Here is a 22,297-nt window from a genome sequence, read left to right as displayed (position 1 = left end):
CGTCTGATTCTTCGGCCACGGCGTCCATATCGCCCTGCCGAGACCATCACCTGCAAGTCCGTAGGGCCCGCAAGACCGTAGGGGCTGCCCGGTGGACCGGCCTCCGCATGCTCTTCCTGGCACCGAACCTGTGACGTAGGACCAGTAGCCGAGCTGAAGGTACTGCACGGCGACCATCTCGCTTCCCGTGAAGGTCGCGATGGCCAGCCAGGTGCGCATGATGCAAGTGTTCGTTCGCCATCCGTCCGGTGGCTCCACGGGGTCGTTCACGAACGCGCGCCGCAGGAACGAGTGGACCATCCGGTCCCGGGAGCGGGCGTGTCGACACCCCTCTTGGACTTCCTATCCCTGCAGCAAATGACCGACGAAAATCTTATGCTGACGCCATGGCCACCTTCGATACGTCCAATCAGAGCTTCCGCAGGATCATGGGCAATGGTGTCCAGTACTCCGTGCCACGGTTCCAGCGCGACTACGCCTGGAGCGAGGAGCAGTGGGAAGACCTCTGGAACGATCTAACGGACCCAGACCGCGACGCTCAGCACTACATGGGCTACCTGGTCCTCCAGCAGGGAGAGTCGCCGAGGCACTTTTCGATCATCGATGGACAGCAGCGTCTTACCACCATCTCGATCATCATCATCGCAGTCCTTCGGCGACTCAAGGGTCTTATCGACGCCGGGCGTGAACCGGAGAGCAATGCCAAGCGACTCGAAGCCCTCATGGGCTCCTTCATCGGCGCGGTCAATCCCGTTTCACTTCAGGTGAATCCGAAGCTATCGCTCAATCGAAACAACGACCGCTACTTCGACCGATTCGTGTGTCGCCTGGCGGACATGCCCTTGACCCATGTCAATCGCTCGAGTCGCTTGCTGCGGGATGCTGTCCTGTTCTTCGAGGCTCGCTTGACTCAGCCCACAGGAGAGGAGCTCGCGCAATTCGTCGAGACCATGATCGACGCGTTGCTCTTCACGACGATCGAAGTCGGTAACGACCTCAATGCCTATCGCGTCTTGGAGACCCTCAACGCACGCGGCGTGCAGCTCTCGGTCCCCGATCTCATCAAGAACTTCCTGTTCTCGATGATCGATCGAGCCGATGAGCTGCACGAGGCGGAGCTGGACGAGCTGGAAACGTCATGGGCGGAGATCACGAGCTCTCTCGGTAAGAACGAGTTTCCTCGATTCGTTCGCGCAGAGTGGAACAGTCGAAACGTCTCGGCTTCCAAGTTCTCGCTGTTCAAGCGCATCAAGCGAGAGGTCGTTGACCGAGGATCTGCCCATGCGTATCTCAATCGTCTCCGGTCGAGCGTGGATGTGTACGCGGCCATTCAAGAGCCCACCAGCGAACTCTGGAACGAGCCTGGCTTCGAGGGTGCACCTTCCTATCTGGAAGCCCTCAAGCTCTTCCGGATTCGCCAACCTGACCCGCTATTGCTCGCAGCGTTCTCCAGGTTCGAACCGGCCGAGTGGACCAAAGTCCTCGGATACATCGTCGTGGTGTCGATCCGCTTCAAGGTCATTGGGCGCAGGCCCGGAAACGAACAAGAACCCATCTATCATCGTCTGGCGCAGGAGGTCTCTTCAGGCCACTTGAGGAGTCTTCGGTCCATGAAGGTCGGACTGCAGAGCATGCATCCGACCGATGATGAGTTTCAGGCCGACTTCAACGCCTTCAAGCTGCCCACCGAACGCTCACAGAAGCAAGCTCGGTGGCTGCTCGCGGAGCTGGAGCGGCAAAGCAATCCTGACCTTGCCCTGGCCTCGGATGAGCTCACTCTGGAACACGTGCTTCCGAAGAATCCGGGAGAGGGCTGGCTTGACGAATTCACCGGAGGCTCATGGCGCGATTTCGTGCCTGCTCTCGGCAACATGACGCTGCTAGCAGCGGGTGGCAACCGTGACCTGGGCAACGCACCGTTCTCCAGGAAGAGGGAAGTGTTCAGGACCTCCTCTCTGTCCATCACGAGGAAGGCAGCCGAGTTCGAGCAATGGGGTCCGGCTGCCATCCGTGCTCGTCAGGCGTGGCTCGGAGAACTGGCGTGCCAGCGCTGGAAGATCCAGTTCGACTGATGTGAAGCGTCATCAGCGGTTCCTGGAAGCCCTGGGCGCGCCGACGCACCGGGCTGACGCTGGCGCTGCTCTTCGCTCCGATGGTGTTCTCGGGCGTGCTGCTGCAGACCGCGACGTCGCCCGACCTCCGGAACTTGTGGCTATGGGTGCATCTGGTGACCGGATTCGTCTGGTTCTTCGGCTACGGGGTTCACATCGCCCTTCCCAGACCATCACCTGCAGGACCGTACGGGCTGCCCTGCTGAGCGGCCTCGGCATGCTCTCAGGGCAGCACGAGTCGCAGCGAAGGCAGGTCCGCTTCGCTCTTCAGGAAGACCTCTTCTCGAGCGCGCGGCGGGATGCCGCCGCGAGACCGCTCTGCTACACCCTCGACCACGCAGGATTCACCGACAGGAAGGTAGATCTCGAAGTGGCCCGCAGCGTCGCAGCTCACTCTGCGCCCGTTGTCGTGGATGCGGAGCGTGCCCGAGGAATTCAGGCGATGAACGCGCGCGAAGACGTGGCCGCGCACCGGCGCTCCGCTCTGATCCACCAGAGTGCCCTGCACGGGGAGGCCAGGTCCGACTTCGGTCTCGGGGAGGTCGATGCGCAAGGGCAACCCGCGGCCCGAAGCGTCCGGAAGCTCGAGCGGAAGGAAGGAGTAGCCCAACTTGTCCGAGGTCCATGTGCGCTTGGTCTCTTCCGGCAATTTCACCTGCAGGACGTAACCTGTCGATGCGAGATCGCGTAGCTCGAAGCGGCCTGCCGCGTCCGTTCTGGCACCGACGTTGGGCAGAGGCGGCTCGATCGTGTCGACCTCTGGCCAGGCCCAGATCCAGTGATCGGCGAGCGGACTACCTGATGGGTCGGTGAGCGTGCCGCGGTAGCCCAGCGCCCCTCGATCGAGCCGGATCTCCACCGGATCGCCGACGGGGTCTTTCAGGTCGAACTGATAGCGCCGGCCCTCTCCGGTATCGATATGGAATCGCTGGTGATCGGACAGAGCCGGCTGGGGAAGAAGCCCGTCCGCCGCGATCGGCTGCCACTCCGTGCGGCCGTCGAGCGAAGCGGTCCAGCTGCTGAAGTCCTTCACGCTTCCGTGGAGGAGGCGGCAGCCGACGGGCTCGAACGGCGTGAGGTCGAGGAACAGCTCGAGTCGCTGGCCAGGAGCGAGTTCAAGGTCGCGGTTCTCCTGGCCAGGAAAGGCGCCGCGAGTCTCTTGGTCGATGACGGAAAGGGTGTAAGCGCCCGGCGGCAGGCCGGTCAGCTCATGCTCACCTGTGTCGTCCAGCGTGGGCTGCGTGATCCGCCCATCCGGCCCCTTGAGAACGAGTTCGATCGTTGCCTCGGGCGCAGCGCCTTCCACGCGGGCCTGCACATGAATCGTCGCAAGGGTATCGAGATCCACCGTGAACGGGGGAGCGCTCGGGATTTCGACGCCGCTCACCGTGGTCGCACCGTCCTCGGGAGAGTCCGGCCGCTCGATGACCTGGAGGAGGTAGGCGCCTTCCGGCCCATGGAGCTTCGCGAACCCGCTGGCACCGGTCCTCGCGCTCGTGAGCGGCTGACGGAGCTGCTCTGGCCTCCATCTGTAGACTCGCGCCGGGATCAACGCGACCTCCGCGCCTTGGATGGGTTGCTCCCCGCGAACGATGCGCACATCCAGCCTGGGCGTCGTGCCCATCTCCAGCGCCACCTCGATGTCCACCGCTTGCGTCATATCGTGGAGGCGCAGGGTCGTGGGGGCGTGGGAGGCGGTCCATGCGGTCAGCGTCATCGGCGACTCGTTGTGGAGATAGCCCCAGGTGTGATCGAGCGGCAGGACACCGCCCCGCAGAAAGTGCTGGCCGCTGAGGTAGGTCCAATCGGAATTGTCGCTGGTCAGAGTGAGGAAGAGGACTTCCATGGGGGTACGCAGCTCAGCGTCGACGAAGAGCAGTCGCATGCGAGGCTTCAGCTCGATGCGCAGGGCCGCCTGATCCTTCGTGAAGTTGAAAGATGCGCCGTCCGAGGCCTCCGGTGCGATGGTGCTGACGGACCCGTAATCGCCGAACACGGTGGCTGTGAAGGTCCCATCTGCTTCGGTTTGGACGAGCTGGCTATCGAGCGTCTCGACGGACGTCGGCTCGTAGAAACCGTCTTCCGTAAGGACGGGATTCTCGATCAGACGACTCGTGCTGATGGACAGGGGAATCGATACCGCGATCGGGTGCTGGTTCTCGCCCACCACCTGGCCCGTCAGGAGTTGGGTCTCGAACAGTTCCACCCGCAGATCTGAGTCCTCGGCTTCTTCAGGTGAAGGCGTCGGGCGGAGGCGCACACCTCGGCTTGGGTGCTCGAACTCCAGCAGCGTCGAGGCCGCGATCTCTTCGATCGCGGCCATGCTGAACCGGCCGTCGTTGTCGGTCTCTACCTCGCTCAGGATCTCGTTCCGTCCGTCGAGGGCGATGGCGAGTGCGCCCGCCGCGATGTGCTTGGGAAGCGGCCAGTCGCTGCCCATCGCAGAGCTGGATCCGCCGTCACCACTGTTCCTGACGAGGTGAGGGTACTCTCGAACGAGATCCACATGAGAGCCGCTCCGCGTGAACGCCGGCGGGCGTATCACGCGCACGCTCGTCCCGGGCAGCGGCTGACCCGTTTCCGCGTCGATGACCTGGCCCGTGACCACGTAGCTCGGGCGAGGCTCCTGCGCTGTCCTTCTTGCGGAAGACGCGACCTCGACGTAGGCCGTCGTCGCCTCCGTTGGCCCGGGCGCCGTGGCGACCGGCGTGACGGGCTCGGCGGCATCCTCGAATGCCGTGACGGGACCCCCCGGGCCCAGCGCCCGGAGCGCACCGACCGCCGCCAGCAGCGCCACCGCCATGGAAAGAACGACAGCTGTGGACTCCTTCAAGGAGAGCATCGATAGGAAGGGGAGCGAGGAGCTGGCCATGGCCGATCCGGCGGCGATCTCGAAGGCGCGCGCCTCCTGAAGGATGCTGGAGCGGAGCGCTTCGAGGCCCGCTTGGCCGGGTATCCCGAGGAGCGCGACTATCCCTTCCAGCGCCTCGCGCTCGGGCAGCCGCGCGCGCAGGAGCTCCAGCCCCCGGTGGAGCTGCGTCCGAACCGCGCCGGGCGCTCGATCGAGCAGGTGCGCGATCTCGACGGCGCTGGCACCATGTCGCAGTCGTGCGATCAGCACCTCGCGATAGGGCGATCCCAGCTCGTCGATCGCGGCCGCGACTCGGGCTTCGAGTTCCCGTCGCAGCGCGGGCCGATCCACGGGCATTTTCTCCTCGAGGACGTGCCAGGCCTTGGCGTCCAGCAGAGCGGGGGCCTGTCCCCGGCGTTCGTCGATGACCAGGTTCTTCAGGACGCGCTGGAGCCACGCGTCGATGCGCGTGCCTTTCTCCACCTGCTGGCGACGCTGGATCAGGCGCAGGTAGGTCGCCTGAACGAGATCCTCGGCGCGCGAGAGGTCGCCGACCAGGTGAATGGCCACCCGCAGCAGCGCAGGCGCGGTCCGATCGAACAGGTCGGCGAGGTGCTCGGTCTCTCCGCTGGAGAGCCAGAGGTCGAGTCGTTCGTCTTGGGGGAGCAGGTCATCCATGGGCGGTCGCAGCCCTGACGAAGCCACGCGGCGAACGTTACGGGATTCTGCTCTGATATCGAAAGAGTGCGAATCTTCGTCGCCGCTCCTGAAGCGGTGGTGCTGATATGTCCGGGGCGCGGTCTCGTAGAGTGACCGCGTGATCGTCCCCACCCTCCTGCTCTTGATCCCCGGACCTCTCGGCACCGCCAGCTTTCTTTCGACGGAGTCGACGTAGACCTCGGATCCCGAACCGGCCGCGGCGCCAGCCGATCCAGCGAACCGTGTCGTCACCACCTACGGGCTGAAGCACGACGGATGGGAATTTCAGGCGGTATGGCGAAACATTGCACTGATAGGAGGGGGAGGCAACGAGGCAGCGGTTCGAGACTGCGGAACGCCACGAGCTTCATCATCACATCGACGATCCCCACGCGCAGGGTGCGCGTTCGAGTCGGGGAGCGAACGTCTTTCCCGATCGTGGAAGGAATGGCCGGTCGAGTCTTCCTGGTGCGTCTCGACGCAGAATCTCTCGACAAATCGTGGTTTGCCGAGTCGGATCGGGGGAACCGCGTGAGCAGAAGAGGGCTCTCTTCCCATAGAACCTCATCCACGATCATGAGTTCTTCCCACCCCGACGCGACGGAGAGAGCCGACCCGCGCGGGTAGACGTACGCCCTCGCCGTGACGTGGGCCCAGGTTTCCCCGACGAACGCCGCGAATTCAGCGGATCCGGCCAAGAGCGCGGCGAGCACGTGATCGAGCGCTGGCTCGCTAGGGAATACGTCCGGTCGCTCGGGGTCGTGCCGAAGCTCGGCCGACCGCGGCAGAGTGATGATCTCCTGGCTCCCCAGGGGCATCCCTTCGTCGAGCTTCCAGGCGCCTTTCGTGCGGGACACCGGCGCGAAGTCGGCGAACTGGAGCATCGACCAGACGTCCGTCCAGGCTTCCTCATCGAGGAAGTCGTCGATCACGAGGTAGGGGCGGTCGGGGGTCCGCATGGCGACCAGGATTCCAGGACGGGCCGCCAGCCCGCGCCATTCGCGAAAGGGAACCACGAGTGCGCTCCAACGGAAGTTCGAACGCCCAGGCCGTCAGCGCGGCGTCTCTCCGCCCCCTCGAACGCGAGCCGTCATCGCGGCTGAATCACGCGTCAGTAGCAGAGAATGATCGGTTGATCGCTCTCAGACGTGTCGATCGTCACCGTCTGTGTGAGGACCTTCGTCTTGCCTTGGAAGACCTCGAATTCGACGGCGCCCTCGTGCACCGGAACGGTGAGCTGGACGAAAGGAAAGGGGATGTGGGGGCTATCACTGGAGGTCGAGGTGGACGAGCCTGTGGATCTGCTGGTGACCGCGTGCGAGGAGGTCGAGAAGTCGGCCGTCTCCGGGTTCCACGACACCGTGGCACCGGCGTCATATCCTTCCTTGGAGACGGCGCGGATCGTGATGTCCTCGCGCGGTCCCGCTGCGACGAGAGCCTCGACGGTCCTGGCAAGTTTGGCCTGGTCTTTGGCATCTAGCGCGGCTTGCAGGTCGGCAATGAACTCCTCCGGACTCTCCAGCGCGGTCCTCCGCAGGGGGATGAGCACCAAGCTCGCCCGTGGGGGGGGCTCCGGCCGTTCGACGGTGATGCGCGCGATCTCTCCGTCGGGAATCTGCGAGAGGTCGAAGGCGACGTCTTGATCGGCTCCCTCTGCGGTGACCCGAACGGTGACCGGCCCCGAAGGTATGCCCCGGAGGTGGAGCGGCTTGCCGTGCAGCTGCTGACTATTGCTCTGCATGCCGCTGTCGTTCTTGAGCATGACGACCTCTCCGCGCGCATCGAGCACCCTGAGCCCCCCGCTCGTCCACGGCGCTCCCTCGAGGTCGACCACCAGGAGGCTCGCGTGGACCGCGGGCTGAAGCCTGATGGTCCCCAGGTCATGATCGCCGTTGGCAAAGTCCTTCTCGATCACTTCCTGGTCTGCGTAACCCTCGGCGTTGATTTCGATCTTCATTCGCCCGGGCTCGAGGCCTGTCAGTTCGAACGCGCCTTCATCGGTGTCCAGCGCATAGCCCGTGGCAGAGCTGCTGATCCACGGAAGCAGCGCAACCTTGGGGATCGGCTCTCCGGATGCCGCATCGACGACGACCCCGAGCAACACGACCTTTCGCGCCAGCGCCGGATCCAATGTGATTTCGACATGGTCCTCCTCGCTGGGTACCTCGACGTTGATCCACTTCTGGCGATCGCTTGTGGGCCAGACCTTCAGCTTCGCGGCGCCCTTCCTGCGGTACAGGAAGGTGAAGTGCCCATTGCTGTCCGTTTGGACCGTCTCCACTCCCGCCGCGCTTTCGAAGGTCCTCGTCTCTCCCACGAATGGGTTGTACGCCTCAAAGCGTCCGCCGCCGTCGACTTCAATGCGTACGTTGGCGGCGGGTTCGCCGTTCGGGTGGCGCACGATTCCGGCGAGCGGCTGCGCCGCTTCCAGCTGGACCACGTTGCTCTCCCCCTGGCCGGAATCGAACACCGGGGGCTCGACGCCAGCGACCGCATGGCCCTCCAGGCACACAGTCATGAAGGCTTCGTCGCGGTCCTCTGGATCGAACCCTGTCAGCGTGAACGCGCCGTCCGCGCCCGTCGTCTGCTTGTTGGACTGCACCCCGGTGTTGGTCGGCGCGGGGGAGTAGCGGACGAGGGCACCCTCGGCGGGCTGGCCACCCGGGAGAAGCACCTGTCCGCGCAGCACAAGGCCCTGGTCGAGTTGGATGGTCACGGGGCTTTCTTTGGTTTCGAAAGTGAGCCAATCGCCCACGTGTCCGGGGGCCTCCACGCGCACCTGGATGTGGCCCTTCGGCTCTCCTTCAAGTCGGAACGCGCCGTCGGCTTCGGTGACGAAGTTCTCACGGACGGCTCCGCCCAGGTTCCTGAAGGTGGTGATGCCGTGGACCGAGGTGGAGTCCCTCGACGAGCGTGAGTTGAGCCCCGAGCTGAGCTTGAGGTGCGCGCCTTCCAGGGGAGCGTCCGCCGCACCTAGAACGGTTCCCTCGAAGACTTCGGTGGGGCCGACCACGAGCTTCAATCCCTCGCAGCGAGTTGTGGCATCGATCTCGCCCCTGAGGCCTCGGACGCCGGCGAGGGTTTCGGTTCGCGCACTCGCCACGAACGCTGGGCCCACATGGGGGATGGAAAAGGACCCGTCCAAGTCGGCGATGGCCACCGCGTCAGGATCCGTTTGCACGTTGAGATAGTTCCACACCAGGACCTCGCTCCCAGGGACGCTCTCCCCCTGCGCGTCCACGACCACGCCCTCGAGCACGCCGCCGACGAGGCTCTGGAGGACCACCTCGGGCTTGTCTCCAGCTGTCGTGCTAACGGCCTGGGGCTTGGAACCCGCGTAGGCCTCGGTGCGCATCAGTCGAAATGCGTACAGCCTTGTTCCGGGCTGGACCTCGAGCTGCGCGGTCCCGTCTGGACCCAAGGATCCGGTGCAGCTCTCGGACCCTTTTCGGTAGTGGAAGGGAGCGCCAGGCAGAGGCTCACCCGTGAGTCCGTCCTCTCCTCGGACCGTGACTGAGATGAGCTCTGGGGAAACGGCATCCGCTGGCTCCGCTCCGGACGCACCTTGCACGGGCGCCCTCTCCCCTCTGGCGGCAACGTTCGGGCTACGGAGCGCGGTGAGTGCGCTCTCCCCAAGGCCCGTAGACACCTCCGGAGAGGCCGGCAAGTTCAGCGCGTCGTTTTCGCTGCCTGAGCGGGATGGAGCGAGCAGCAGCAGACCGGCGACCGCGAGCACGGCGACGAGAGCGAGGATGGACTTCATCGGACGGGACGATAGCTGATTGCTACGGTGCCAGGTACGAATGCGCCTGGAAGGTGCGGGGGAGCGTTGCGAGAACGGCGTTCATGCTACCCCCGTGAATGTGGAGACACCCCGCATGGAGTACTTATCCGTTTCTCATCTCGCGACTCGCCCTGGGTAGGTTGGGCAAAAACGGACGGTCATAACGGATAGGAATTACAAGCGGGATGGCGATATATCGCATTGATGGAAGGGTGGCAACGAGGCAGCGGTTCGAGATGGCGGAACGCCACGAGCTTCATCATCACATCGACGATCCCCACGCGCAGGGTGCGCGTTCGAGTCGGGGCATGGCCGCGAAGCACGTTGGTGAGTTCCTCGCCCGAGCGGAGGATGGTTTCGGCGTATTCGAGCACCAGAGCTCCCGTAGCCGTGGGGTCGAGATGCCGGCCGCGGCGCACGAACAGCGCCGCCCCGATGGCGGTCTCCGGTGACTTGATCGGAAGGGGACCGGTCAGGGCTCCCCACGAACAGGACCGAAGAGAAGCATGAGGGTCGGCCATGCCATCTCGGTCCAGTGCTCGCCCTTCAGCGTTCAGGTCCTTCCCAGGTAAGCTCGAACGCAGGCCGGCCCTTGAGGGCTTGGCCGTCTACCGAGACAACATGCTGGCCGGCTTCGAGGAGAACGGAGGCGGTGCGGACTTCCTCGCTCGGTTGAGACTCGCTGTCGATCATGATCGCGCGATGCAGACGGAAGACGGCTCCTCCGGGAGCGTGGAGGTGGAAGGTGTAGCGGCCTGTCGTGCGGATGGAGACGTGGGTCTGGTGCCCGAAACTCGTGTCGCGTGTCTCGGACAGGACTTCGCGCTCGATGGAGGTCAGGACTTCGTCGAGGCTTTCCCTGTGGGGCCGGAGTGACGGCATCGGCACGTGGTCGTAGGGCCGCGGCGCGGACGGGTTGGGTCGGCGTATGCGCAGCACCTCCTTGCGCATGCTGATGTTCAAGCGCTCGAAGAAGGGGCTCGTCCCCGCGAGGTCATGGGACTCGCCCGGGTCCCCCAGCGTCTCATAGATCTGGAACGGATCCTCGTGGGACTGGATGTCGGTACGGACGCCCTTGTAGCCGTCCAGGTAGATCGCCTGCATCTGGCCTCGCTTCGCGCCGCGCCTGCGTGGGTCGAACTCTTCGTAGCCCGGCGTCTTGCCGCCCGCCGTGTACTCGACGTAGACCGTTCCCACGGGTGACTGCTCGTCTCCGCGCAGGTCCGCCGCCATGCTGACGCCGTCCGTCCCTGAGGGCGCGCGGGCTCCACCAAGCTCCAGGAGAGTCGGTAGCCAGTCGTGGAACTGCGAGATACGGGGGCTGCTGGAACCGGCCGGGACTTCACCTGGCCAGCGAGCGATGGTGGGCACCCGGATGCCGCCTTCGTAGACGTCGCGCTTGATTCCGTCGAGGGGGCCGAAGGAGTCGAAGCGATCCGCGCCGTACCTCCGGCCCGGCGTGTACGCCTCGTTGTGGGGCCCGTTGTCCGACGTCAGCACGAGCAGCGTGTTCTCCGTCAAGCCCAGGTCGTCCAGCGTCTGCATGAGGTCGCCCACGCCGTCGTCGAGGCGCCGCACCATCGTGGCGAAACGCTTCTCCGAGTCCGTCCATTCCTGGCCTCTGTAGTCGGGGTGGAGGAACGAATCGATCGGCTCGGCCGCGGTGTTGATCATCGCCCCGGGCTCGCCGAGCCACTGGACGCCGCCATTCATGCCGCTGCCTTCGGGGTACGGTGCCGCCGGTACGTGCAGGGCCGCATGGGGCGTGTCGTAGGTGAGGAGCAGGAAAAACGGCTGCGATGACTCCGCGGCTGCCCGCTCCGCGAGGAACTTCTTCGCACGGGCCGTAAAGAGGTCCGTCGTGTAGCATCCGGTGAGCTGCGCCGACACGTTCTCCTGGCCATCGTAAAGCTCCATCTTGCCCCGCGCCTCGGTCTTGTGGGCGGGGTAGTGGGAGTGCCCGTCGCGGTGTCGGACGTAGCCGAAGAACTCGTCGAAGCCGCGCTTCGTGGGATACGCGGGCCATGTCGCCGGGCTCTCTCCGTTGCCCTGCAGACCCCACTTACCGATGAGTGCCGTCCGATAGCCGGCGCCTTGCAGAAGGCTCGCCATGTTGGGGCCCTCGGGTAGAGCTTTGTCGAACTGGTTGTCGCGGATCGACGCATGCCCCTGATGCTGACCTGACATCAGCGACGCACGCGAAGGCGCGCAAACGGGCGCGGGGCAGTAGTGCCTCAGCAGAATCCGCCCCTCCCTCGCCAGACGGTCCATGTGCGGCGTGGAGTGGCGCCGCGACTCCTGGCGCTCATTCTGGAAGAGCACGCCGAGGTCTCCGTAGCCCAGGTCATCACAGAGGATGAAGAGGACGTTGGGCCGCGACTCCCTTGGCGAGGCTTCCGGCGGGGCCTGTTCCGAGGCGCACAGCCCTCCGCCCATGAGGAGGGCGGTCAGGCATGGCGGAAGGATGAAGCACCATCGACGTGCCCCTCGGCGGCTCGAGCTCATCATGGCCCGAGCCTATCAGTTCCAAAGAACAGAGTCCGGAGGGAGGCCGTGCCATTACTTGCCGTCCCACCACCGGCGGATGGGAATTTCGATCGGGATGGCGAAATATTGCACGGGTGGGATGGGCGGGGTCGCGGACGCGCTCCAGGCCGCGGTGGTGGTCACTCTGATCTGTCGAGCGGTGGGCGAGGCAAGTCGACCCGGACGGGTCGAGGGGCGACAGGGGGCTCCGTCGTTCTTCAGCGACGCTCTCGCGGTAACCTTCGTGGACTGATCCACTGGATGGGTTGAACCCTCTCTGGCGCGTCGCGTTCCGGCCCGTGGAGAATCCCCGTCATGATCAACCAGGCGCTTGCGGCTTTGCCGCTCTTCCTCGCCGTCCTTCCCCTCGCTTACGCTCAGCAGGACGATGCGATTCCCGATCTTCCACGCATCGTTCAGAGCCAGTCGGCGGGCGGTTCCTGGCAGGGCGACCAGGCAGTCGGCGCTGTGGGCGTCACGTCGCTGCAGCTCCTGTCGATGATCGGCGACGGCAGCGGACGAGCCGCCGGGCCGTGGAAGGACTCGGTCGGGAAAGCCGCTCGCTGGCTGCTCGCCCAGCAGGATCCCGAGACCGGCTGCATCGGTGTCTTCGACGTGGCCTCGCTCAGGAACGAGAAGGAGCTGCTCGACCATGCGTGGGCCACCTACGCGATCTCGGAGCTGATCTTCGTGGAGAGAGAGTCGGCGTGGGAAGAGGGCGAAGCGGCTCGCGGGCTGGCTGTCCGCGCGCTTCTGGGTGCTCAGCGCGAAGATGGCGGCTTCGGGACAGCGCGAGCGACCGGATGGGCCGCCATTGCCTTGGTCTCAGCGCGTGAGTCGGGAGCGCCAGTGGACAGCGTGGAGCTCATCGCGGCGCGCTATGCGCTCCAGCGGATGGTGTCGCTCGAAGGCGACCCTGCCCATCTCGATGGGGGCAAGGTCGCGCTCCGCTGTCTGGTCGGCTTCATGGTCCAGGGACCGACGGCGGCGCAGTCGATGGATGAGCCAGCCATCACCGCCATGGCGAAGCTGATGGACGTGCCGGATCTCTGGGACGCGCTGGATCCCGAGTCGCGACTGCTCATCACGTTCGCCGCGTATCAATGCGGTGGTGAGATATGGAAGAAGGCGAACGTGGGCATCAAGACGTCCGTCCTGCCGAGGCAGGTGTTGAAGGGCGAGCTGCGCGGCAGTTTCCTTCCGGAGCGGGGATTCGGCGAGGCCCGCGCAACGGCCTTCGGGGTCATGACGCTGAGCGCCTACTTCCGGTACGCGCGCATCGTCGGCCTGCGTTGATGGGACGGGCCGGACACGGACGGCCCCGGCCCGAGGGAAAAAGGTCAGCTGTGTCGGGTCGGTACCGCCGCCCACGTCTCGCCGGCTTCAGCGTCGGAACTGCGGAAGACCGTAGATCTCCATGTCCAAGGCCGTGACGACCACGGGCTGCCGTGCGCCTCCTGGCGCCGATAGGCTGACGTCCGTGGCGCGGAACTGGCCGAGATCGCGCCCTGGAACCCCTGGGACTCGAAGGCGCCTTCGGAGGATTCCTCGATGGGGTCGACTGCCTGCATGTCCTTGAACCTACCGCGAGTGGGTCGATGACGTGCGGGCGCGCCTACCGGTCGCATGCGAGGAGCGCCGCTTCCCATGGGCAGGGAGGTGCGGTGTCAGGAACCGACTCGCCGCGCTTCACCCATGAGCGCTGCCGGGGCGAGGGATTTCTGCTGAAGGTCGCGCACATGCGGAGTTGCAGCAGGTCCGCTACATCCGCAGCGTCATGTGGTAGCGGACCAGCAGCACCGTCGTCACGGCGATCGCCACCACCGGCGCATAGGCTCTCCTGCCCGCGGTTCGTCCCGCGGACCAGTAGATGCTCCCATAGTACAGAGCGGACAGGCCGCACATCAGCGCTCCTCCAATGGCGCCGTTCGGCCATAGATCGTGGGACGCGGCCAGATCATCCACCCAGACCTGCAGGGACAGCCCGGGCGCGATGGCCGCGAAGGGCCAGGCACCCATGGAGTGCATCTGCGCCAGGCCGACGACGACGAAGCCGAAGTACGCCAGCAGCACGATCACGATCCGAGAAATCCGGCCCGGCCGGTCGTTCTGCGGGGCCGGGCTCCGGCCCTGGAATCGCTTTGGCTCATGCTGGTCATTCATCGCGCAGGCTCACTGTCCACACCATGATAGCCGAGGCCCGATCCCTCGCTAGCACCCTTCACGACTGGCCACACGACCGTTCTCGGGCGACCCCTGGGGCCCCGAAGCTGTGCCGCGCTGAAGCCTGTGGTGGCGAGGGTCGCGCGGCATCCTGGAAAGGCCTGCCCCGTAGCCTCTAGTGGTCCGGAACAGAAGTCCCTTTCAGATGTATGAGCTCCATTCGAGCCCTGGCAAGGCGCGTTGACGAAGGCGTAGCCGTAGTTCCGTTGAGGAAACGCAACGCAGCCAGGGCTCGAATGGGGCCATTCATATGAAAGGGACTTCTGTTCCGGACCACTTGGACGGCCGACTGAGGATCCCCAAGGGCGTGGGGCTATGCCCCGGCAAAACCGCGTCGAGGTTCGACGTGCCCAGGCGGTGGCTCAGCGTTTCCGAGAGGAGGTCGCGGACGTCCAGCGTGACCTGGATCGCACCGTTGTCGAGCTGGTCCCTGCCGAGGCCAGGCCATGCTCCGTGGATTCTCCCGCCCTGCACATGGGCGCCCCCGAGGACCAAGGCGGTGCCCCCGCGGCCGTGGCTGGTCCCACCGCTTCCGTTCATGCCCGCGCCGCGTCCAAATTCACTCAGGACGAGGATCGTGACGCGTTCAGCGTCGTCGCCAAGGTCGGTCATGAAGGCGCCGAGGGCCTCGGAGAGTTCGTGGGCCCGCGCGGCGAATGCGCCGTCGGTGGGGCCAAGGTCCCGGTGGTCGTCCCATCCGCCAAAGTCCGCTTCGATCACCTCGACCCCCGTCCGGCTCTTGATGAGTGACGCCGTTTCGTAGAGCGCGCGGCCGAACTTGCCCTTGGGATACTCCGCGCCCCCTGCCGGCTTGCGGTGGACGAAGTCGATGGCAGCGAGCTCGTGGACGAGGCCGAGGGCGGCCACGCCCGAGCTGCGGTGGGGCTCCGGGGCGGAGGCGTACATCCGTTCCAAACAAGCCATGCGAGCGGATCGACCTGACGCAGGTCCGCGGAAGCCGAAGCTCGCCAGGCTGGGGACCGGGACGGTCGCCGGCCCACCCTGGAGTGCAGGTGGGAGTGTCGATTGCAACGCGATGGCCCGCGCGGGACCCGTGCCGCTCGCCGGCGTGTGAGCCAGGTGCCGAGCGATCCAGCCGCTGCCGAGCGTCCCGATCTCGGCGTTGGCCTCTTCGATGTGCCGCATCGATTGGAAGTGGGAGCGCGATGCTTGGACATGGCCCACCAACTGAGCGATCGCCAGACGCCCCGATTCGTAGAGTGGCAGTAGGGCCCCCGCCGCGTCGTTCAAACCGAAGTACCCATCGAGGTCGTGCACCTTCGAACGGGGAACGGCGATGCGTCGCCGACGCTTGTAGTACAGGTCGTCGCCGTAGGGCACCACCAGGCTCAACCCGTCCATGCCGCCGCGCAGGAAGATGACCACCAGCGTGTCATGGGAGCCCCGACGAGGCTTGGGGCGGCTGCACGACGGTGGTCCTACGATCGCCGCACCGCCCGCTGCGCCCGCTACGCAGAGGAACGATCGCCGGGTCCACGTCGAGGCTGGGTGAGCCTGCGAAGGAGGGTCAGATTTCATGGAAGCTCGGGCAAGTGAGAATGAGTTCGCACGCGTCGGCGAGGGCGGCTTCGGGGGGAGTCTCCGTGGGCAACGCGTCGAGGTAGGCCTGGATCTCGTGCACTTCTTGGGGGCGGAGGCGCCCGCCGGTCCAATGGGCGTCGAGCCGCGCGGCCCACGACTCGCGCGGGCACGACGCGACGACCTGGCCCAGCGTGGCCAGGGCGGCCTGCCCGGCCTGGGCGGAACCTCTAACGATCTCGGAGGCCGCGGCCCAGCGCGGCTCCATCAGGCCCACCCAGCTCGCACGGTCGTCGGGGTACCCGTCCGGGGAGTACCACTCGTAGGGTGCTTGACCCAAGCGCTGTGCGAGCCGGTGGGCATGGGCTGGTTCAGGGAAGGCAGCGCCTGACCCACGGTACACCGCCGTCAACCACTCGAGGGGGCGGCGGAAGCTCGTCTGTCCTGCGGCGGCCAGGCATGCGATGGCCGCTTCACTGAGGAGCGTTCGGAGCACCTCCCGGAGGTCTCCATCCGTTTCGAACCAGCGTCCCTTGCCGTCCTCGACAATCTCATCCGGCACTGGTACTCCCAGGAACCACCGGGCCATGCGGCGTACCACGTGGTCCGCCGTCTCGGGCTTCTTCGCCAGGTGCCGAAGGACCGTCAGCACATCCTGGTCGCCACCGCCTGCAGGGAAGGAGATCCCGAGGATCTCCTTTGGCCCTGCGTCGTGCCTGGACTCGTCGAACCGGTAACCGCCGAAGTCCGGCGACTCCTTGTCGGCTTCGAAGGTCCAGCCCGTGAGTGCCCGCGCCAGCTCACGTACGTCCGACTCGGTATACGGGCCGTCGGATCCCAACGTGTGCAACTCCAAGATCTCACGGGCCAGATTCTCGTTGGCGGCCCCTGCGGTGTTGGAGTGATTGTCGAGGTAGAAGATCATCGTCGGCGACCGGGTGACCGCGATGAGTAGGTCCTCGAAGCGTCCCAGCACATGGGGTCGCCACGCCGCCGAGTCGTCGAAGATCCGCGCCAGGGCGCCGATGTAGACGCTGAAGTGATTGGACCAATACTCCACGGCGCGTTCGAGGAGTTGTCGCTTCGACTTCACGGCGCGCAGGAGGCGGATCCCCTTGAACTCGGACCGAAGTTGTCGTGGGTCGAACTTCTCCTTTCCGATCGTGAAGCGGATGTCACGGGCCAGCCAAGGCCAGCGCGTGAGTTCCGCGTCGAGCTCGGAGTCGTCGATGCGTTCCGGCTGGAGTTGTTCCGCAAGCCAGGCGTCGTGACCCACGCTCCGCACCCGCCCGGCTTCCTCGGGGGTGTAACCGAACGTGGCACGGGCGAGCAAAAGAGGGACCAGGTCTGGGGGCGAATCAGAGAGGCGCTGGGGCGCCACGGATTGGGGGAGGCATCGCATGGGATGGCAGGAGGCGTTCGCGAGAGGGACCCCGTGCGGCTGCCCCCGCCACTCACTTTCCCCCGGAAATGGGGCTGCCGATAGGGCTCATGTCGCTTCCGTGTGCTCGGGGCCCTCGTTGGGGAACTATCCGTTGCGAGGTTCCGGGCTCGTCATGGCTTCTGCCCGACGAGCTGTGACCGGGTCGATCGAGCCGACTAATGGTCCGAAACAGGAGTCCCTTTCCCATGTATGGCCCCATTCGAGCCCTGGCGGCCTGTTGAAAAACAGCGATTCGCGGAGCAGCGCCGTCCGATCCCGACTCTGCGTGGAAGTAACTATCCAAATGGCATCCAACCATGAGGAAGTGACTTCGCCTTGATTCGGAATCGGACGCCACTACTCCACAAACCTCTGTTTCTCAACAGGCTGCTGGCTGCGCTGCGCTTCCTCAACGGAACGAACGGCTACGCCTTCGTCAACGCGCCCTTCCAGGGTTGGAATGGAGCTCTTACATGGGAATGGGACCTCTGTTCCAGACCACTGGTATCGATATGCATTACGTTTCCAAACGGCTCTCGCTGTTGCGCGGCCTGGTTCTTGCCGGTTCCGTCCTCTTTCTCAGCTCCTCCGCCGATGCCTGGCAAGATGTGTCGTACGACGCATCTGCCGGACTCCCTCCCGGTAGCGCCGAACCGCCGTGGCAGCTCTCCACCGGCGTATATCCCGCGAGCCAGGGGCCATCCCAGGCGGTGGTCTCCTACAGTCCCGCAGGAGTGGTGCTGGATGCCAGTGCCAGGCCGGCCGACGCCGCGAGGATGAGCCAGGACTTTTCGTTCTCCAATGATCCGATCCCGTCCGTGCTCCGTTTCGAGGTCGAACTCGCGCTGACACAGCCCGGCTCGGGCGGCTTGCCGGTCTATTTCCACCTCGACCATCCCGGGACGCCGGGGGACTGGCAACTCCAAATCGGAAGCACCGATTTGCTCCTCACGAATCGCTACGCGACCAGCACCTCCCACGGATCGATGGCAGCGTCGGCCCCGATCGGCTCGACCTCGCCTTTTCGCAACTACCGGCTCGAGATCGACACCGCTACCGACCTCGCCACGCTCCAGGTCGACGGGGTTCCGGTGCTCACGCTCCAGGGTTCGACGAGCCCTGGATTCCCGAGGTTTTCGCAGTTCGTTCAAGGCAGCGTGACGGGTGCGAGCGTCGTCGTCCGCCGGATGGAACACAACTTCGGAGGTGAGCAGATGACGATCTGTCCGTCGGACTCGCCCACGTCGACTGCGTCCGTGGGCATGTACTTCGTCGGCAGCGCAGACCTGACGGCTGGCGGTGCGACCTTCGCCGCGGTTGGACTCCCGGCGCTGAGCACCGCGATTCCCCTCGTATCGGCCAGGCCGACGGCCCCCGTCTCCATCGGACCCATGCAGGGCTTCTGCCTTGGACGGCCGTTCTTTCGCTACCTGCCGGCGGGCCAGGTGCCCGCCGCGGACGCGTCGGGTCAGCTGACGTTCACGATCGATCCAGGCGCTGTCCCCACGATCGTGGGTCCACGCGCGCTACGGTCGGGCGACTCCCTCTACGTCCAGATGTGGTACCGCGATCCGGCGATGCCCCTCGTGACGGGTCTGGGCAACGCTTTGCGAATCCAGTTCCGCTGATCCGGCGGTAGGGCACCCTCTCCATGTCCCTCCCCGACTGCCTCGCTCCCCACCGGGAACTGCCACTCGCGCTCAACCGTCCAGTCTCTCGACATCGGCGCCGTCCTCCGAATCTGGCACTTGTTCAAGAACGATGAGGTGGGCCGGACGACGCTGAAGCGCATGTGTCGCCCCATCCGGAGTCGGATGATCGACTTCGCGCACTCCGTGCTCGGCGGGAAGCCCCCGCCGGCGCTCGTCGCGTCGCCTCATCACGCGGGTCGTTGGCTGGCTGGACTGCGGCGTGCAGGCCTCACGATGTCGTGGAGACCGATTTCAGCCCGTGACCGCGTACGAAACGGAGCGCTCCAATGACTCTTCGATACCTTCGTGGTAGCGTTGCACCGCTCCAGCGAAGTGGAGTCCTCTCACTGGTTGATCACACCGTCATGCGCTATCGGCTCCGAATCGTCCCTCGCCTTCTCCCTGTGATCGTGTGTCTCGCGGGCGCAGCGGGCGCGGGGGCCGCGGGGGCCCAGGATCTCGACAGTCTTCTCGGCGACTTACGTCGAACGAAAGAATCCGAAGGCCGGGTCCTCATTCTGGAGAAGATCGCCAAGGTGCCGGCAGAGACCGCCACGCCGGATGAGGTCGTGGCTGCGCTGGAGAGGGGGCTCGAGGACGACTCCATGGGGGTGCCGGCGACCGCCGCGACGCTACTGGGCAAGCGCAAGGAAAGTGAAGCCGCGCTCCTGGCGCTGGTCGAAGCAGCCGGAGAGATGGAGAAGACCTACCAGAAGTCCGACGAGCAGCTTCAGAAGGTGCTTGCCAAGGTGCCCGAAGTCGGCGACGACGACGCCGTTCAACAGCTGGAGCGCCTGGGTGTCTTGCTAGAGGTCAAGGCCGAGTACCTGCGGGAGCTGGTTGCCTACACCAAGGCCGTTTCCGAGGCGCTTCTGGGGTGGCGCGATGACCGCTGTTCGGAGCCACTCGGCGAACTCGCGCGGCTCTACCTGTTCAGCGATGACGCGCTTCCACTGGTCGACGGACTCTTCGGGCTCGGGACCGTACCCGCGATCGGGGAAGTCGTGGCCCTGTTCGGCGAGTTGGAAGAGAAGCTCGACGAGCGCTCGAAGGCGCGCCGCAAGCTAGAGCGTGAGAGGCCCGGTCGCAAACCGAAAGGGTGGCAAGGCTCGAAAGACGCCTGGAAGGACCGGGAGAACAGCCGCATCGCTGGCGCGCTCCACCGTTTCGACGAGGCGACGGCGAAGCTCGAAGAGTGGCGCGCTCGATTCACTTCCCATGTTCAGGAAAAAGCGGCAGCCGCGGGGCTTCCCTCTCAGCCTGAATCCGTTGACGCGAGTGCCTGGCGGAACTGGTGGGGGTCTGCTCGGGCCGGCTTGCCGAAGTCGGTGAAGGGCGAGCAGGACGAGTAGCGACTTTCCAACGAGGTGGCGAGGTGCTGCATCGGTGGGGCGGGAGGGCACGGGCGAGGGCACGCTCCAGGCTGCTGTGTGGAGGTCACTCTGACGAAGTGACCGCGAGCTGAGCGTGATTCGCGCCCCGGGGAGCCGTGGGCGCGCCGGCGCATCGGGCTGGCGCCGGCGCTGGCGCAGATCATCACTCGCGAGATCGTAGGGGGCTGCCCCGCGGATCGGCCCATGCAGGCTCTCAGGGAATCAGCGCGACGCCCAGCCCGTTCGAGAAGCTGGAGCCCAGCGGAACCCCGTCACGGTGCCATGCCTGGAAGTAGAGGGTCGAGAACGGCTGTGCCGCGTAGGAGCCCGTGGGCGTCGGGATATTGCCGAGGTCGATGGCGACGTCGAAGCAACCCGAGGCGTCGGACTGCTGGACCTGGCCCGGCTGGAGGAGGCGACCGACGGGGCCCTGGATGCAGAGCTGCGTCGCTTGCCCGGCCGGGGGGAACAGCTGGGGCGCGGAGCTCACCAGGAGGTAGCCGAACACGGAAGGCGTCACGTCCCGTGCACCGATCACCAGGCTGTTCGCGGCGACCGACGTCGAGCCGCTGGCTTCGAGTCGAGTCGTCGCGCCGGTGGCATTCGGCTGTGCGAAGCTGCAGTACGTGTAGGTGACCTCCAGCGGCGCCGCGATGGCGACCACTTGCCCGGGTACGAAAATGCCGAACAGAGTGTTGCTGAGGCCTGTGGCGACGAGGTCCCCGGCTCCGTCGCCATTGAGGTCACCTGCGGCGATCAGTGCGCTTCCCAGCTGGATACGGGGGTGGGGGCCTTCGTATCGGCCAATCGGAATCCAGGTGCGCCCGGAGATCACAAAGACTCCGCCGTTGGCCGCGACCGTCGGATCGGGAACGCTCTGGAACAAGGGGGCTCCGACCGCGACATCCGGAACGCCATCCCGGTCGTAGTCGCCCACCATGGCCAGGGGCGCCTGACCGATCCAGCGGGGGAAGCGGTACTCTCGGAGCGTCGCGCCCGTCGCTGACGAGATCGCACGGAGAACCGACTGCTGGTTCGAGAACAGGCCCTCTTGATAGCTCAGGACCAGGTCATCCAGGCCGTCCCCGTCCAGGTCGATGTAGGGCTCGAGCGCGTGGATGATATGGGGGTCTGCCGGGAGGAGAGGGAGGCGCGGGAGGAACCCACCCGTTTCCGTGGAGATCCTCTCGAGGGCGATCGGACCGCCTGGGGAGGTCCTGACGGTCGTGAGATAATCCGGCAGTCCCAGGCCATCGACGTCACCGATCTCGACGGGGAAGACCCCGAAGTTCTCACCGGGGGCGCCTGCCTGCCAGCTCTGAAGCTTCGAGCCGGTCGCCGACGAGTAGAGCCCGAGCGCCTGGGTGCTGCCGTAGGGAACTTCCGAGACGAGCAGGTCGAGAAGGCCGTCTCCATCCACGTCCGTGACGCTCACCGAGGCACCGGTCCGCGAAGGGCCCGGGAGCGGCGCGGTGGCGCCGAGCGCCGCGCCGTCACGACCGGAGAAGAAGAGCTGGCGGGAGGTCACATCGGGCTCGACGAAACTACCGCTTCGGGAGGCCGCGATGTCCCTGATGCCGTCACCGTTCAGGTCATCCATCAACGACATGTGGTATCCGAAGGAACCTTCGGGATCGCCAGGATCCTGATAGGCCGTCCAGAGCAGGGCCCCTGATGCACCGGAGTAGGCACGGATCGCCCCGGACGACGCCACGCCACCCTGAAGGACGGTCTGGGTGCCTGGGGCGCTGGCCGCAAAATCCGCGACGCCGTCAGCGTCGATGTCATCGAGTGCGACCATGGCGAACCCAACACTCGTCGGCGTGGGCTGGTCGAGGATCGAATAGATTTCCGATTGGGCGGAGCTGATCGCGGCGAGGACGCCACCGCAGGCGATCGGGGCGAGTTGCGATATGCGCATGAATGGAATCTCCGGATGGGGGGGGAAGTGATGAGACCCCTGCATCCTTGCCAGCCACCGCCTGGAGGGCAAGGTGAATAATTCCGGAAATATCAAATGCCCGAAGAGTGGGCGTATCCGCGGTGGCCCGCCAAGAGCCCCGTGCTCCTGCCCGCG

Annotated in this window: 14 protein-coding genes; 5 read left to right on the top strand and 9 right to left on the bottom strand. The window is 65.6% G+C overall.

Annotation, left to right across the window (positions count from 1 at the left end):
- Positions 1 to 386 precede the first annotated feature (386 nt).
- Complete coding sequence (locus Poly30_RS18855) at positions 387 to 2,072, top strand: DUF262 domain-containing protein (protein WP_145200765.1); 1,686 nt, start codon at positions 387 to 389, stop codon at positions 2,070 to 2,072.
- A gap of 262 nt (positions 2,073 to 2,334) precedes the next feature.
- On the opposite strand, the gene Poly30_RS18845 is transcribed toward Poly30_RS18855, so the two are convergent.
- The 5 genes from Poly30_RS18845 to Poly30_RS18825 all read right to left on the bottom strand — a co-directional run bounded on the left by Poly30_RS18845 (position 2,335) and on the right by Poly30_RS18825 (position 11,953).
- Positions 2,335 to 5,640 (bottom strand): sigma-70 family RNA polymerase sigma factor, encoded by a 3,306-nt coding sequence (locus Poly30_RS18845; RefSeq protein WP_145200759.1) that lies wholly within the window; start codon positions 5,638 to 5,640, stop codon positions 2,335 to 2,337.
- Between the two features lie 269 nt (positions 5,641 to 5,909).
- Positions 5,910 to 6,620 (bottom strand): hypothetical protein, encoded by a 711-nt coding sequence (locus tag Poly30_RS18840; RefSeq protein ID WP_145200756.1) that lies wholly within the window; start codon positions 6,618 to 6,620, stop codon positions 5,910 to 5,912.
- Between the two features lie 152 nt (positions 6,621 to 6,772).
- Positions 6,773 to 9,424, bottom strand: a complete 2,652-nt coding sequence (locus Poly30_RS18835; protein WP_145200753.1) for a carboxypeptidase-like regulatory domain-containing protein — start codon at positions 9,422 to 9,424, stop codon at positions 6,773 to 6,775.
- Between the two features lie 179 nt (positions 9,425 to 9,603).
- On the bottom strand, positions 9,604 to 9,966 hold the full coding sequence (locus Poly30_RS18830) for a LysR family transcriptional regulator (protein ID WP_145200750.1): 363 nt from the start codon (positions 9,964 to 9,966) through the stop codon (positions 9,604 to 9,606).
- Between the two features lie 25 nt (positions 9,967 to 9,991).
- The gene (locus Poly30_RS18825; protein ID WP_145200748.1) at positions 9,992 to 11,953 is read right to left on the bottom strand and encodes an arylsulfatase; all 1,962 of its coding nucleotides are present in this window, start codon (positions 11,951 to 11,953) and stop codon (positions 9,992 to 9,994) included.
- Between the two features lie 76 nt (positions 11,954 to 12,029).
- Between Poly30_RS18825 and Poly30_RS18820 the strand changes: the two genes are divergently transcribed.
- The gene (locus Poly30_RS18820; protein ID WP_145200746.1) at positions 12,030 to 12,224 is read left to right on the top strand and encodes a hypothetical protein; all 195 of its coding nucleotides are present in this window, start codon (positions 12,030 to 12,032) and stop codon (positions 12,222 to 12,224) included.
- Positions 12,225 to 12,286: 62 nt separating this feature from the next.
- On the top strand, positions 12,287 to 13,267 hold the full coding sequence (locus Poly30_RS18815; RefSeq protein ID WP_145200743.1) for a prenyltransferase/squalene oxidase repeat-containing protein: 981 nt from the start codon (positions 12,287 to 12,289) through the stop codon (positions 13,265 to 13,267).
- A 465-nt stretch (positions 13,268 to 13,732) separates the two neighbouring features.
- Here the strand turns inward: Poly30_RS18815 and Poly30_RS18810 are convergent, their stop codons facing one another.
- The 3 genes from Poly30_RS18810 to Poly30_RS18800 all read right to left on the bottom strand — a co-directional run bounded on the left by Poly30_RS18810 (position 13,733) and on the right by Poly30_RS18800 (position 17,135).
- On the bottom strand, positions 13,733 to 14,134 hold the full coding sequence (locus Poly30_RS18810) for a hypothetical protein (protein WP_145200740.1): 402 nt from the start codon (positions 14,132 to 14,134) through the stop codon (positions 13,733 to 13,735).
- Between the two features lie 306 nt (positions 14,135 to 14,440).
- Complete coding sequence (locus Poly30_RS18805; protein WP_419190376.1) at positions 14,441 to 15,580, bottom strand: DUF1501 domain-containing protein; 1,140 nt, start codon at positions 15,578 to 15,580, stop codon at positions 14,441 to 14,443.
- A 142-nt stretch (positions 15,581 to 15,722) separates the two neighbouring features.
- Positions 15,723 to 17,135 carry a DUF1800 domain-containing protein gene (locus tag Poly30_RS18800; RefSeq protein ID WP_145200734.1) on the bottom strand — a complete coding sequence of 471 codons (1,413 nt, stop codon included), beginning with the start codon at positions 17,133 to 17,135 and terminating at the stop codon, positions 15,723 to 15,725.
- 797 nt (positions 17,136 to 17,932) lie between these two features.
- Between Poly30_RS18800 and Poly30_RS18795 the strand changes: the two genes are divergently transcribed.
- Positions 17,933 to 18,784, top strand: coding sequence for a hypothetical protein (locus Poly30_RS18795; protein WP_145200731.1), 852 nt, complete (start codon positions 17,933 to 17,935; stop codon positions 18,782 to 18,784).
- A gap of 428 nt (positions 18,785 to 19,212) precedes the next feature.
- Positions 19,213 to 20,199, top strand: coding sequence for a hypothetical protein (locus Poly30_RS18790; protein ID WP_145200728.1), 987 nt, complete (start codon positions 19,213 to 19,215; stop codon positions 20,197 to 20,199).
- Positions 20,200 to 20,434: 235 nt separating this feature from the next.
- Here Poly30_RS18790 and Poly30_RS18785 read toward each other — a convergent pair whose 3' ends face one another.
- The gene (locus Poly30_RS18785; protein WP_419190375.1) at positions 20,435 to 22,141 is read right to left on the bottom strand and encodes a VCBS repeat-containing protein; all 1,707 of its coding nucleotides are present in this window, start codon (positions 22,139 to 22,141) and stop codon (positions 20,435 to 20,437) included.
- Positions 22,142 to 22,297: the final 156 nt, after the last annotated feature.

It is taken from the genome of Saltatorellus ferox (assembly GCA_007751475.1).
In the GTDB taxonomy this organism is placed as follows: domain Bacteria; phylum Planctomycetota; class UBA1135; order UBA1135.
Note: the sequence above shows the minus strand (reverse complement) of the source record. Positions and strands in the feature narration are given on the sequence as shown.

Coding starts and splice junctions, on each gene's coding strand:
- Poly30_RS18855 (WP_145200765.1), top strand. CDS start 387: ATGGCCACCTTCGATACGTCCAATCAGAGCTTCCGCAGGATCATGGGC.
- Poly30_RS18845 (WP_145200759.1), bottom strand. CDS start 5,640: ATGGATGACCTGCTCCCCCAAGACGAACGACTCGACCTCTGGCTCTCC.
- Poly30_RS18840 (WP_145200756.1), bottom strand. CDS start 6,620: ATGCGGACCCCCGACCGCCCCTACCTCGTGATCGACGACTTCCTCGAT.
- Poly30_RS18835 (WP_145200753.1), bottom strand. CDS start 9,424: ATGAAGTCCATCCTCGCTCTCGTCGCCGTGCTCGCGGTCGCCGGTCTG.
- Poly30_RS18830 (WP_145200750.1), bottom strand. CDS start 9,966: ATGGCCGACCCTCATGCTTCTCTTCGGTCCTGTTCGTGGGGAGCCCTG.
- Poly30_RS18825 (WP_145200748.1), bottom strand. CDS start 11,953: ATGATGAGCTCGAGCCGCCGAGGGGCACGTCGATGGTGCTTCATCCTT.
- Poly30_RS18820 (WP_145200746.1), top strand. CDS start 12,030: ATGGGAATTTCGATCGGGATGGCGAAATATTGCACGGGTGGGATGGGC.
- Poly30_RS18815 (WP_145200743.1), top strand. CDS start 12,287: ATGATCAACCAGGCGCTTGCGGCTTTGCCGCTCTTCCTCGCCGTCCTT.
- Poly30_RS18810 (WP_145200740.1), bottom strand. CDS start 14,134: ATGAATGACCAGCATGAGCCAAAGCGATTCCAGGGCCGGAGCCCGGCC.
- Poly30_RS18800 (WP_145200734.1), bottom strand. CDS start 17,135: ATGCGATGCCTCCCCCAATCCGTGGCGCCCCAGCGCCTCTCTGATTCG.
- Poly30_RS18795 (WP_145200731.1), top strand. CDS start 17,933: ATGAGCCAGGACTTTTCGTTCTCCAATGATCCGATCCCGTCCGTGCTC.
- Poly30_RS18790 (WP_145200728.1), top strand. CDS start 19,213: ATGCGCTATCGGCTCCGAATCGTCCCTCGCCTTCTCCCTGTGATCGTG.
- Poly30_RS18785 (WP_419190375.1), bottom strand. CDS start 22,141: ATGCGCATATCGCAACTCGCCCCGATCGCCTGCGGTGGCGTCCTCGCC.